Source organism: Spirosoma aureum (assembly GCF_011604685.1).
Lineage (GTDB): Bacteria > Bacteroidota > Bacteroidia > Cytophagales > Spirosomataceae > Spirosoma > Spirosoma aureum.
This window is the reverse complement of the sequence record NZ_CP050063.1, coordinates 5,643,718-5,657,790: the sequence shown is the minus strand read 5'-3', so window position 1 is coordinate 5,657,790 and position 14,073 is coordinate 5,643,718. Positions and strand designations below refer to the sequence as shown.

The window sequence follows — 14,073 nt, the reverse complement described above, 5'->3', positions numbered from 1 at the left end:
TTTCGTTCAACAATATTGAACGAAAGTAGACGAAGGAATATGATTTCAATCGACAATAATACCAGCAAGCTGAACCTGGGAGATCGGATTAAAATCCTGCGGATTAACCAGAACCGGACACTTCAGGAAATCGCGGATGCCAGCGATTTGTCAAAAAGTATGATCTCGAAAATAGAGAACAATAAAACGGTTCCGTCGGTGGCGGCTCTGGTGAAAATCGCGAATACACTGGGTACAACGATTTCCAATTTACTTGAACATGACGGCTGGCTGAATGCTATTGTAACGCCCCGGCAAAAAGCGGAAGAAAGCCTGACGCAGACGGATAAAGGGTACTCGATTTATCCGTACGCGTCGGAATACCACGAGAAGAAAATGCAGCCGTTTCTATTCGTGGGTAAAAAAGGGGAAGTTAAACCGCATGAGCTGTCCCACGAGGGCGAAGAGTTTATCTACGTCATTCGGGGTCAGATGAAAATGCAGGTTGGTGAGGTTGAATATCAGCTCAAAGAAGGCGACAGCCTTTATTTTAACTCCTCTCTGAAGCACGGCATTCAGCCGACTTCTGATGAGGTAGCCTATTTAGACATCTTTGTTTAATTCGTAAGTACCATGAAAATTCGTGCCGTCAGGACTAAACTCTACCAATGGAACGGGCCGGTAAAAACCGGTGATACCATCTTTGCGACGCCCCTCAGCCCGCTTCATTTTCAACAGGATTCTCAGGCCGCTTTCCGGTTTTTTAGCTGGCTGGTTGTCGAAATCGAAACCGATGAGGGGCATATCGGTATTGGCAATGCGGGTCTTTGTCCCGACGTCACCAAGAAGATTATTGATAGCAAACTGGCGTCGCTGCTGATCGGCGAAAATCCACTGAATACCGAATATCTATTCGAGAAAATGTACCGGTCGACTGTTGCCTACGGTCGAAAAGGTGCCGTCATTGCAGCGATCAGTGCGTTGGACATTGCCTTGTGGGACATCAAAGGGCTGGCTTTCAATCAACCCGTGTTTATGCTGCTGGGCGGACGGACCAAACCGCAGATCGAAACGTATTACAGCCGGTTATACACCCGCGATTTAGACAGTTTGCAGGCAGAAGCCGCTCACTACAAAGCGGAAGGATTTACCGGTATGAAGCTCCGTTGTGGTTATCCATTGACAGATGGACTGACCGGACTGAAGAAAAACGTAGAGATGGTCCGTGTTGTGCGGGAGACCGTCGGCGACGATGTCGACATCATGCTCGAAGCCTATATGGGTTTCAATTTTCCCTACGCCAAACAACTCCTCAAAGCGCTGGAACCCTACAATCTGCGCTGGGTTGAAGAACTAATGCTGCCCGACGAGATCCAGAATTTCGCCAAACTAAAACAGTACACCGACATCCCATTGTCGGGTGGAGAGCATGAATACACGCGCTACGGTTTCCATGATCTGTTGCAGACCGGCGCGCTCGATATTTTCCAGTTCGATACTAACCGGGTCGGTGGTTTCACCGAAGCACAGAAAATCTGCAACATGGCGCTGGTACATGGTGTCGAGGTAATTCCGCACGGTGGGCAGATGCACAATTTGCACGTTGTAATGAGTTCATTCGCCTGCCCGATGGCCGAGTATTTCCCCCAGACCGAAATTGAAGTCGGCAACGAAATGTTCTGGTACATTTTCGATGGCGAAGCTATTGCTGAAAACGGCAAACTCCAGCTCGACGATTCCAAACCGGGCATGGGTCTGACCTTGAAAACCGAAGGACTCGAACAATTTACCATTATCGCCTAAACAACCTGACTGAACGTATTATGGAACAAATTTCGGTGGAACATAGCATTTTAGACCTGTTCAAGCTGCACGGTCAAACGGCGCTGGTGATAGGCGGGAACCGTGGACTTGGTTTGGCGATGGCCCAGGGATTGGCCGAGGCCGGGGCCAATATTGTGATTGCTGCCCGCGATGAAGCCACAAATCAGCAATCCGAAGAAGCGATCAAATCGACCTATGGCGTCGATTGCATCAGCACTGTTTGTGACGTAACGGCCGAAAAAAGCGTCAGATCGGCTGTTAATCAAACGGTAGATCAGTTCGGTAAAGTGGATATTCTGATCAATTCTGCCGGGATCAATATTCGGGGAGCCATCGAAGATTTATCGCTCGATGACTTTACGAAGGTACAGCAGGTCAACGTAACGGGTACCTGGCTGGCCTGCCGCGAAGTGATTCCAGTTATGAAGCAGCATGGATACGGCCGGATCATCAACATCGGCTCGATGCTGGCGTTGACGGCCATTCCCGACCGTACGCCCTATGCCACCAGTAAAGGTGCCATTCTGCAGCTGACCCGCTCGCTGGCCATGGAAGTAGCTAAAGAAGGCATTACGGTCAATGCCATTTTGCCGGGTCCGTTCGCTACTGATTTGAACTTACCCTTACTGAATGACCCGGAGAAATATCAGGCATTCATCGCCAAAATTCCAATGGGCCGCTGGGGCGAACTTCACGAGATTAGCGGTATTGCGCTGTACCTGGCCAGTCGGGCGTCCAGCTATGTAACGGGCTCCTGCTTTTCGGTGGATGGCGGCTGGGTAACTCAGTAACCCATGATATTTCCTCTTTAGTCCTAAACCTTACCCAACTTCATGGAAACGACACGATTAGTGCAACTGTCGGATGCTTCTCGGCAACGGCGGGTTGCTTTGGTGCAGGAACCGTTGCTGCGATTTTTGCAAAATACTACATCAATTTATGCGTTAGCGCTTGACGCAATTCAGAATAAACAGCCTTTAACTGATCTCATTCAGAGCCGTTTGTCAGATGAGTCGATTGATTATCAGCCCGTATACGATGGCCAAAGTGCCTGGAAACTGTTGCCTGCTTTCGATCATCCCGAAGACCCATTCGGGTGTTTGGTGTCGGGAACGGGACTAACCCACAAAAACAGCGCATTAAACCGGCAGATGATGCACGAGTCGGCCGTTGAAAAGCCAACCGATAGCATGCAGATATACCAGTGGGGTCTGGAAGGCGGTTCGCCGGAACCGGGAACCATCGGTGTGCAGCCAGAGTGGTTTTATAAAGGGAATGGGTCGATGCTAAGGGCTCATGGTCAGTCACTTGATGTGCCTGAATACGGAGACGATGGGGGAGAGGAGCCAGAAGTTGCAGGGGTTTATATAGTGGATGAAGCCGGTACGCCCTGGCGGATTGGTTTTTGTACGGGGAATGAGTTTTCCGACCACATCATGGAGAAAAAGAACTACCTGTATCTCGCGCCTTCCAAGTTACGACAGTGCGCTATTGGCCCTGAACTGGTCGTTACCGATGACTTCAGTGAATGGACGGGTACGGTAAGCGTCGACAGGAGCGGAACGTCTCTTTGGGCGTCTCCAATCCGAACGGGCGAGAAAAATATGGCTCATAGCCTGCAAAACCTGGAATACCACCATTTTAAATACGAAGCTCACCGGTTGCCGTTTCAGGCACACGTCCACTTTTTTGGTGCGGATGCCTTCAGTTTCGGTCAGGGAATTGCGTTGCAGGACGGCGATTTGATGCGGGTTGAGTGGGATGGATTAGGCCGTGCACTGCAAAATCCACTCAGGCTCATCAACACGACCGAACAGTTATTGACTGTCAAGGCTTTATGATCAACTAATAGAACCGCTCCGGCGGGCTGGCGGATTTTTATGATGAATATGATAAGTTAAGATCAGTAGTTTAAATCATAATCATCATAAAATCTGCCGGCCCGCCGGAGCGGTTCTATTTTGCTTCCTCAACCCTCATGGAAAATCAGATTGGTTTACTGGGCGATGTTAAACCGTTGAAAATGCGTTGGGTCATGGTGAGCCTGGCATTTCTGGCCACAGTGCTCAACTACGTTCACCGACTTTCGTTCAACTATCTAAGTGCGGATGGTGATCTGCGGAAGCTTATTCCCGACGATGCGTTCGGCTACATTGGCACCGCTTTTTTTGTGGCTTATATGCTATCCAACGCCTTTTCAGGCTTTGTGATCGATAAACTTGGCACGCGCGTCGGGTACGCGTTGTGCATGGCTTTCTGGACGAGTGCCGGGTTAGTTCATGCCTTTGCCGTTACGCCCCTACAGTTCGGCATCTGTCGATTTTTCCTGGGTATTGGCGAAGCAGGAAACTGGCCGGCTGCTATCAAACTGACCACCGAGTGGTTCCCTCCGAACGAGCGGTCTACGGCGTCGGGAATTTTCAACAGCGGTTCCGCTTTGGGTGCGGTGATTGTGCCGCCGATGGTCGCTTATCTTGGCGTCGAATACGGCTGGCAGGCTACGTTCGTCATTCTGGCGGTTTTTGGGTACCTATGGCTGGCTATTTTCTGGTTTACGTACTACACACCCGAACAATCGGTGAAAGAGGCCAAAGCTCGAATTATTCCACCCCTGAAACTACTCAAAACCAGGTTTGTGATCATGTTCACACTCTCAAAAACCTTTATGGACCCGGTTTGGTATTTTGTTACGTTCTGGATTGGCCGTTACCTCGTCGATGTTCATCACTGGGATTTGAAACAGATTGGCTGGTATGCCACGATTCCCTTCATTATCGCTGATGTAGGCAATCTGGTCGGCGGGTATTTCACACAATACATTATCAAGCGGGGCGTTCCAATTCCCAAAGCCCGAAAAATCGCGGTTGCCATCGCTGGCTCCATTATGGGAGTATCCTTGTTGCTGGGACCGATTGTCATTACTACACCCTTGTCGGCGTTGTTGATTTTCGGGATGGCTGGATTTGGGTATACGGCATACACGGCAAATTCGCTGGCGTTTCCGGCAGATGTAGTGCCAAAAAGTGCGGCTGCCTCCGTTTGGGGATTGGCCTGCGTCGGCACGGGGCTTGGCGGGGCTTTATTTCAGTCGCTGTCGGGTCTGGTTCTGAAATCCTATTCAGGCACATTAGGGTATGCGGCCGCCTACAACATCCTGTTTATTGGTTTTGGGGTAGTTGCTCTGATTGGTTTGTTGATTATGATGTTTTTCATGGGCCCGCTGGTCAAAAACAAAGAACTCCATCAGTACGTCGAAGCTGATGTTCCCGTTTTACAGGCTTAACGGACTCCAGTCTGATTCGAATAGTCGGGGCAAGCCAGTCGTGATATTTCGGGTACGGTACATCCAAACTCTGTTTGGCCGGATCGGATTAGTGACTACCGGGCCTTATCTTCATGCTGAGAAAACGAACCTATACCTCTTTAGTGGTAGGCAATAATCGATGAAGATACTGTTAGTAGAAGACGAGCCTGATTTACTGCAGGCGGTGTGTCGCTATCTGGAAGGGGAGGGCTACGCGGTTACCACGGCCGATACGTATCCGGAGGCCGCCCAGAAAGCGAATGATTACGACTATGATTGTGTCGTGGTGGATTTGATGTTGCCCGGCGGACACGGATTCGATCTGGTTCGGGCTTTAAAAGGTCGCCAGTCGGCCACCGGAATTATTGTCGTTACGGCGAAGGATACACTGGCCGATAAACTCACTGGGCTTGAGATCGGAGCGGACGATTATTTGACCAAACCCTTTCATCTCCCTGAGCTGAACGCTCGAATCCGGTCAGTACTCCGTCGGCGCTTGTTTGGCGGCCATGAGCAATTGAAGGCGGGGGAACTGACCATCTGGCTCAATCAGCAACGTGCACAGATTCGGGATACGGATGCCAAACTGACCAGTAAAGAGTATGAATTACTGCTGTTTCTGGTCACCAATGCTGACCGACTCTTAGCCAAATCGGCCATCGCCGAGCATGTATGGGGTGACGCGATGGATGCCGCTGACTCGCACGAGTTTCTCTATACACACGTAAAGAATCTTCGCCGGAAGCTCATTGCTGCGGGCTGCCCTGATTATATTCAGACCCGCTACGGAGCGGGTTACATCTTTTCTGTCCGTACGCCATGAGTCTATTCGGTCAAACGGCCCGTTATCTGTTGCTGTCGGCATTTCTCATTGCTTTGGTGGGGTCTGTCGGGTTTTATACACTCATTCACCGAAAAATCCGGCATGAAGTCGATGAAATTCTGGTCAGTCAGGTTGACCAGGCCCAAAAGCACCTTCAGCACCATCCCTTCGCCGGACTTACCGATGGAGACGATAATCCGCATATCGAACCCATCAGCCAGGTAGTACAATCGGAATTTAAGGATCTGAGGATACGGGATTCAGTAAAAGCGAATTCGTTTATACCCGTGCGCCAGTTCCAGACAACGATAGTTGCCGACGGTCAGCATTATTTAGTGCGGGTTCGGCTACCTTATTATGAATTCAACGAGTTGGCTCGTGATTTGTCGATCTGGATAATCATTGGCTTTTTGGTGCTAATGGCCTTGTCTGTTCTGGTAGGGCTCGCCCTGTCAAGCCGACTGTGGCGTCCCTTCTATGTCACAATTGATCAGCTCAGCCAATTTAGGCTCGATCAACCGGCCAGCCTTTCTTTTCCGCAGGCCCACGTACGCGAGTTTGATTTACTGAGTCGGTCGCTGGGCGAATTGACCCGGAAAGTTCGCCAGCAGTTTTCACTCCAGAAGCAGTTTACCGAAAATGCTTCCCACGAACTGCAAACTCCCTTAGCCGTCGCATCGGCTGAACTGGATTTTTTGCTCCAGTCGCAACACCTGACCGAAAACGACCATACCCATCTCCAACGGGCGACCGATGCCCTAAGTCGGCTGAGCCAGTTAAATCGCTCCCTGTTGTTACTGACCCAGGTTGATAATGACCAGTTTGCGGCCGATGAACTCGCCGATCTGAGCGAAGTTATTCAACAGTATCTGCTTGATTTTGAGCCGTTTTTTACCCATAAACACTTGGCCGTAACCGTAGCCATCCAGCCGGAGGTACAACTCCGGATGAATCGGCAGCTGATGGGTGTACTCCTTACGAATCTCTTAAAAAATACGGCCCGACATTGTCCGGTTGGTGGTCGCGTGGCGCTTTCGTTGACAAATGATCAACTAAGTATTTGCAACACGGGTGAGCCACTTCCGTTTGCCGAAAGTCAGTTATTCAATCGGTTTGTCAAGGATCCGGCCCGCCCTGATTCCATCGGCTTAGGACTGGCCTTAGTCAGGCAGATTTGCGATCGGTACGGGTTTCCACTAACCTATGCCTACGATCAGGCAAATAAAACGCATTCATTTCAGATTGGACTCATCAGCGACAAAGCAAACAACTTCAAATTTGCTACATAATTGATGCCGAAACTTGCGCGCAAATCTTGTCATTGATGAAACAATTTATTCTTTTCGTGATGCTGAGCCTGGCAACTTCGTCGGTTTTCGGCCAAACAGGACGTATAATTCGTGTGGAAGATAGTGCCACCCACGAACCCATTATTGGCGCAACCATCCGGACGCCTTCTTCGATAAAGCTGAGCGCAGCCCGACCGATCGTTGGTGCCGTAACGGATATGCATGGAGTGGCCACAATGCCTGAAACACCAGCCAGCGTCACGGCGCTCACGATCAGTGCCGTTGGTTACGAAACGGAATCATTTCCACTGACGGCGGGTGCTGATACACTGGTATTTCAACTGCACAGTCAGGATGAATCGCTCGACGAAGTGACCGTGACCTCGACGCGAACCAACTCCCGCATCGAAGACTTGCCCATTAAAGTCGAAGTACTGGGTCAGGAAGATATGGATGAAGAAAGTGCGGTTGTGCCGGGCAACGTCAGCAGTATTCTGGGTGATATTTCCATTATTCACGTGCAGCGAACTTCAGCTATCAACGGCAACCAGGCCATTCGGATGCAGGGACTTGATCCCAAATACACCCAGATTTTGCGCGACGGCTTACCTCTTTATGAAGGCTTTTCGGGTAACCTGGGTGTATTGCAGATTCCACCCCTGGATTTAAAACAGATTGAAGTGGTGAAAGGCTCGGTATCAACCCTCTACGGGGGAGGAGCTATTGGGGGAATGATCAACATTGTTTCCAAATCACCGACCTCCGAGACGCCTGAATTTACGGCGTTGCTCAACCGCTCGAATCTAAAAGAAACCAACCTGAATGCCTACTATTCGCAGCGTTATGGCAAAACGGGTTTGACGCTCTTTACAGGCTATACCGACCAAAAAGCGGTGGATGTGACGGGCGACGGCTTTACGGATAGTCCCGGCATCAAGCAGTTTAATTTTCATCCCAAGTTTTTCTGGAATCCAACGGATCATACCAAACTGGATATAGGCTATGCCTTTACCACCGAAAACCGTACCGGGGGATATTTGCCTGCCCTGGAAGGGGCAGAACCGAATTCCTATAAAAACGTCACCGACCTGCAGCGCCATACGGTCGATTTCAACGCCAGTCACCATACATCGGAGACCAACGCCCTAACGGTGAAAGGGGCTGTCAGCACCTTCCACCGGCAAAACACGGATTATCAGAAACTGTCCGACGGTCGGCAGTCGTCGGTGTATCTGGAAGCCAACAATCTGGCCCGTTTTGGTAAACACCAGCTTATTCTTGGCGCCAACCTGACGGTCGAAGCATTCCGCAAGAATCCGGATAGCACCAGGCTGGTAGACTATACTTACAACACCGTTGGGGGCTTTGTGCAGGACGACTGGCAGGTGGGCGAAAAAGTAGCGATTCAAGCGGGTTTGCGGTTAGATCATCACAATACATTCGGCAGTTTTCTGCTCCCTCGCCTGTCGGTAAAACTCAAACCATCTGACCCCTGGACGGTACGGCTGAGTGTGGGAACGGGTTATAAAACGCCCAATCTGTTTGTCAACCAGACGCCGGGGGCCTTGAATGTGAGTTTAATTTTCCCGCGCTTGCTGCCGATCGATGTGGCTACGGTGAAGGCGGAGCGGTCGGTGGGTACCAACATCGACATTGCGTATTCGAAAAGCTTCGAGAGTGGTTTTTCGGTGCAGGTTGATCAGGCGCTTTATTATACCTACGTCAATTCGCCGGTGGTGTCGGCTTTTGCCAGTTTGTCGAGCAACCTGGGGGCCTACACCCAGCTGATCAACGCGCCTTATAATCTGTACAGTCTTGGGACGGACACCTACGTCCGGCTTGAATACAAAGCCTACGAATTATATTTCGGCTACAACCACACACTCGCCCGACGAGACGGACCAACTGATAATACATACCTGCCGCTGGCGCCCCAGGACAAATTTTCCACGACGATTGCCTGGGAAAATGATCACTTCCGGTTTGGGATTGAGAGCAGTTATGTGGGAAGTCAGTATCTCTACAACAATCAGAAAGTGGCGAATTATTGGTTCTTTGCCGCAGCGGCCGAATACCATTACAACGAGCACTGGCGGCTGGTGCTCAATGGCGAAAACATCTTTAATGTGAAACAGGCCAATTACGAAACCGTTGTGCTGGGAGCTAATCCGACCGTGCAACCTACGTTCCGGCCGATTTGGGCACCGCTGGAAGGGCGGATTGTAAATCTGGCCCTGAAGTTTACATTATAGACGATCACATCCCTACTGGAAAATTACCAATTCAGGCGCTTTTCTGGTAGGGATGTCAGGCGAATTTCAGATGAAAACGCCAATAGGACACACCCAGATAAAAACATACTGGATAAAACTTGAACCCTGTGATTAATGATCCGGGTGTTATGCTACATTCGTTCCGTGTCTTGTGTGTTGCCATTCGGTCAGCACCGGTCGGCCAGTCATCGAACCGTCGTTAGGAAGTGGACACTAAATCGCCTAAAACGGCGGTGAATGGCAGCCAATGAATCCTTAAAGTTTTTTTAATGTAATAAATAAAAGGATAAGTTGTATGGTTTTCAGAACGATTTCAATTCGGGAAAAACTTCAGAATTACTTCAAGTTTGGTCAGGACTTTTGCTGGCATTATGAAATCACCATTACGCATTAGTTTCCTCTTATTGCTACTGGTATGGGCTACGCCAATGCTAGCTCAACAGGCTCTATTTACTACGAATAACCGTCTGACGGGAAAAGTACTGGATGTCACAACCAATCAAGCACTTCCTTTCGCGTCCGTAGCGATCTTTAAGCAGGTGAACGGAAAAGATAGCCTGTTAACGGGAAACCAAACCGACGAGCAAGGGATTTTTAGTGTTCCCAACCTTCCGATGGGGTCACTGATTGCGCGGATTTCGTTTGTGGGGTATCAGAATTTCGAACAATCGATTCGTATTAACCAGGCACAAACTGACATCGGTATCCTGGCCCTGAAACCTGACGCCAGTACACTAAAAGAGGTAAAGGTGACAGGTGAGAAAAGTGCCATCGATATGACGATGGAGAAGCGAACCTTTAACGTTGCCAAGAACCTGACGACCATTGGCGGTACAGCTGAAAATATTCTCAAAAACGTACCGTCCATTACCCTCGACGAAAGTGGGAATCCTAGTCTTCGCAACATGGCCACCACGATTTATGTCAATGGTAAACCGACGCAGTTGACTTTGTCGCAGATTCCAGCCAATCAGATTGAATCAGTTGAAGTCATTTCCAATCCGTCAGCTCGTTACGATGCGTCGACCACGGGCGGTATCGTGAATCTGGTGCTGAAGAAAAATCGGCTGCCCGGATACAATGGCTTAATCAGCGCCGGTATCGGCAATAATTCGCGTTTCGATGGCACGCTGAATCTGGACTGGCGCCGGGGTAAATGGAATCTGACGAGCTTTTATTCGATCAACGCAACCAAAAATCCGGTAACGGGTTATGTCTACCGAACGAATCGTCGCACTGATGGTGGCCCGGCCAATTATTTTAATCAGAACACCAACATCAGCCTCGACAATACATTCCAAAGCGGGCGGATTGCCGCCGATTATGCACTGAACAGCCGGAATGCCCTATCTCTGGCGGCAACCCTGGTAGGAGGGGCCTTCAATACAGTTAGCACCCAACCCTATGATTATCGGGATCTGTATCAGACGGTTACCAGCTCGGGAAATCGGACTACGATACCACATAATTCGTTCACCAGCCTTGGTGTAGAGTTTGACTGGAAGCATCAATTTGCCCGCAAAGGCCAGGAATTGAGCCTGGTTACCTCATATAGTCGCAATCACTTGTCGAATGCTGCGGACTGGAATACGACAGCTTTAAACGCAGATGGCTCGGCGCAGGCAGGTTTTCCAGAAACCGATAAAATCACGGGGCGAACCAATGGGAACCAGGTTATTGCCCAACTTGATTATACGCATCCGTTGGGCGATTCGGCAAAACTCGAAATGGGGGTACGCAGTTACACCTATATCCGTGATCAGCAGTATTTCTTTAACAAACTGGCTAACGATACACAGCTCTTTCAGTTAATACCCAGCTATTCACAGGATGCCCGGATTGCCGAAGCGACGAATGCTATCTACGTGCTCTATACCCGTCAGTTTCGACGCAACATCAGTTTACAGGCAGGTTTGCGGTTGGAACAATCCAGTCTGCATGGTACGTCCCGGCTCGATACGACAACCTTTGGCTATAACTACCCATCCAAAACGGGCCAGAACTGGTTTCAGTCCTTTTTCCCTTCGTTCGCCCTCTCTAAAAAGCTGAGCGAAACGGGTGAAATTGGCCTGAGCCTGAGCCGTAAGATTGCCCGGCCTAATTTTCGTCACTTGTTTATTGGCATTCAGGCCAACGATCGCCAGAACATCACCATTGGTAATCCGGCAGTGCGACCTGAATTTGTCAATACTGCCGAGGTCAATTATAATAAGACGTGGGGGGGCTTGAACTGGTTAGCCACGGGGTATTATATCTACGAAGATCACACGATCAAACCGTTTACTCAACCCTTAGCCACCGATTCATCGGTACTGGTCACTACGTTTATTAACGTGAAAGCCGATATCCGCTATGGGTTTGATAATACGTTGAAATTCAACATCGGGCCGAATCTGAGCGCGGTGGCCAATCTGAACGTGTTCAACGTGATTCTGCAATCGGTCGATGTGCGAAACCAGTTAGTTTCTTACAATGCCAAGCTGAACCTGACCTACCGGTTACCAGCTAACATGTCAGCGCAACTGACGGGGACCAACGACGGAAAATCTCCGTCATTGCAGGGTTATCGGGAAGCCGTCCGGGGTGTCGATTTTGCAGTAAGGAAAGGGTTCTGGCAAAATCGGGCTAGTCTGACATTTTCCATCAACGATATGTTCAATTCACGTCGCTTTATCAGCATCTACGATCAGCCGGGAGCCTACCAGGTATCGATGAATCGCCGGGAAGTACGGTTTTATAAATTGTCGATACAACTGCCACTAGGTAGCGATACCGTAAAGCGTAATCAGCGTAAAATGGAACGTCCAGACGTGGACTTCAGCAACTGATCAATCGCGTCCTATTGTAGCCATAGCCACCAGGCTACTCATGTAAGTAGCCTGGTGGCTATGGCTTTTGTAATAGTGTAAGTCAATTCGGCAATTTAGGTGTCTCTTCGCGCTTTAAAGACCAGATCAAAAACCATCTGCCTGAAAATCAATTTTCCAGTTGGGGCGGCATCATTGTCGATTTTAACCGGGATGGCCCTCCCGATAGTCTGGGTGGGGCAATTCAGGTATCTGGTTTTTTACCCTTACGGGTTCGTGCCTGGCAAATGAGGGCAATGCAAACTTTAACGATGTCACAACACAAATAGTCCCCGGATTGACAGTCGGACGTCACTGGGGAATAGCACAGGGGAATTTAAACGGAGACGGTAAAGACGATATCTTTATCGGTGTGTGGTACATAGGCCCGTCTGTTGTTTAGCCGTGTCAAAGGAAATAAGGATTCAAAATTGAGGTGAATAACCAAAATAGATTCAAGAAAGGTATGTTGTTTATAATCAGTGATTTATAGGTTAGTGGAAAAAAATTATAAAAAATATTGATTTTTGGAGGGGACACTTTTCGATTTTTTCACACTACTATATAAAAGCGAAATTGTTTAGTTTTTTCCCTGTTAAGTCCAGTGACAGCCTATTTACACTATACACCTGAAGATTTCATCCAGGACGACCTTTTTCGTCGTTGGGTTCTCACATCAGACGAGGACACAGGGCAATTTTGGCAAAACTTTCTGACGATTTATCCGGATAAAAAACCAGATGTCACCCGTGCCCGCGCCCTGCTGCTGGCCATGGAGTCGCTAGGTGGTGATCCGAGCCTGGAACAGGGGCAGCGGATGAAGCAAACTATTTTTGACCATATAGAAATACAGGAGCTTACAACACAATCAGTATTTACCGTCGTTTACACTAATTTTTCAAGATATTGGGTATCCATTGCCGCAACAGTAGCGCTGGTGGGCATGGTTTGGTGGTATATATCGACCCACAATTCGACGTATTTGCCACCAACCTATGACAAGCAAGTCGCTCAGATGCAAGAACCGCTCATTGAGCAGACCAACCAAACCAGGAATACGCAACGCGTACAATTGCCGGATGGGAGCACTGTCCTGTTAAGTCCTAATGCTAAACTGAGTTATGAACAGGACTTTACCGGCCGTCAACGGAAGGTTTACTTATCGGGACAGGGTTATTTTGAGGTGGTGAAAGACGATTCGAAACCTTTTTTAGTTTTTGCCAATAATGTTGTTACCCAGGTAGTTGGCACTCGTTTTACCGTCAATAGCGCGCAGAGCGCAATTGGAATTAGCGTCATTGTCAAGTCGGGGAAAGTAAAGGTATTCACCCTTGATCAGTACCAAAAACCAGAAACCCAAAAAGCAGCGGAAACAATCGTGCTCACCGCCAATCAGCAGGCGACCTATGATCCAGTTCAGGAATTGCTAACCAAGAGCATCGTTGCCAGGCCGGAAATCGTACAAAATCCCGAAAAATTCCCTGGCTTCAATTTTAAAAGTGCCTCGATCAATGATGTATTTACCACGCTGGAACGGTCGTATGGCGTTACGATCCTGTATAACCAACAGTCTGTCGAAAAATGCAATCTGACCGCTCAACTTGGTGATGAACCCTTGTTTAAAAAATTAGATATAATCTGCCGGACGATCGATGCCACCTATGAAGTGTGGGGAACAAAAATTGTCGTGACCGGAAAAGGCTGTTCACCCGATTAATTCCTGCTAACCGTTAAC

10 protein-coding genes are annotated in these 14,073 nt (G+C 49.1%); all 10 read left to right on the top strand.

Features of this window, described 5'->3' with window-relative positions:
• Nucleotides 1-39 precede the first annotated feature (39 nt).
• Nucleotides 40-600, top strand: coding sequence for a helix-turn-helix domain-containing protein (locus G8759_RS22505; RefSeq protein ID WP_162390445.1), 561 nt, complete (start codon nt 40-42; stop codon nt 598-600).
• A 12-nt stretch (nt 601-612) separates the two neighbouring features.
• Nucleotides 613-1,782, top strand: a complete 1,170-nt coding sequence (locus tag G8759_RS22500; protein WP_167212770.1) for an enolase C-terminal domain-like protein — start codon at nt 613-615, stop codon at nt 1,780-1,782.
• 20 nt (nt 1,783-1,802) lie between these two features.
• Nucleotides 1,803-2,594, top strand: a complete 792-nt coding sequence (locus G8759_RS22495) for an SDR family NAD(P)-dependent oxidoreductase (protein ID WP_167212766.1) — start codon at nt 1,803-1,805, stop codon at nt 2,592-2,594.
• A gap of 42 nt (nt 2,595-2,636) precedes the next feature.
• Nucleotides 2,637-3,644 carry an AraD1 family protein gene (gene araD1 / locus G8759_RS22490; protein ID WP_167212762.1) on the top strand — a complete coding sequence of 336 codons (1,008 nt, stop codon included), beginning with the start codon at nt 2,637-2,639 and terminating at the stop codon, nt 3,642-3,644.
• A gap of 137 nt (nt 3,645-3,781) precedes the next feature.
• Nucleotides 3,782-5,086: an MFS transporter gene (locus G8759_RS22485; protein ID WP_167212759.1), complete on the top strand. Its 1,305-nt coding sequence runs from the start codon at nt 3,782-3,784 to the stop codon at nt 5,084-5,086.
• A 160-nt stretch (nt 5,087-5,246) separates the two neighbouring features.
• Nucleotides 5,247-5,930 carry a response regulator transcription factor gene (locus tag G8759_RS22480; protein WP_167212756.1) on the top strand — a complete coding sequence of 228 codons (684 nt, stop codon included), beginning with the start codon at nt 5,247-5,249 and terminating at the stop codon, nt 5,928-5,930.
• Nucleotides 5,927-7,219, top strand: a complete 1,293-nt coding sequence (locus G8759_RS22475; RefSeq protein ID WP_167212753.1) for a sensor histidine kinase — start codon at nt 5,927-5,929, stop codon at nt 7,217-7,219. The genes G8759_RS22480 and G8759_RS22475 overlap by 4 nt, the downstream gene beginning before the upstream one ends.
• A 35-nt stretch (nt 7,220-7,254) precedes the next feature.
• The gene (locus G8759_RS22470; protein ID WP_167212751.1) at nt 7,255-9,471 is read left to right on the top strand and encodes a TonB-dependent receptor; all 2,217 of its coding nucleotides are present in this window, start codon (nt 7,255-7,257) and stop codon (nt 9,469-9,471) included.
• A gap of 392 nt (nt 9,472-9,863) precedes the next feature.
• Complete coding sequence (locus G8759_RS22465) at nt 9,864-12,320, top strand: TonB-dependent receptor domain-containing protein (RefSeq protein WP_167212747.1); 2,457 nt, start codon at nt 9,864-9,866, stop codon at nt 12,318-12,320.
• Nucleotides 12,321-12,942: 622 nt separating this feature from the next.
• On the top strand, nt 12,943-14,055 hold the full coding sequence (locus G8759_RS22455) for a FecR family protein (RefSeq protein WP_167212744.1): 1,113 nt from the start codon (nt 12,943-12,945) through the stop codon (nt 14,053-14,055).
• Nucleotides 14,056-14,073: the final 18 nt, after the last annotated feature.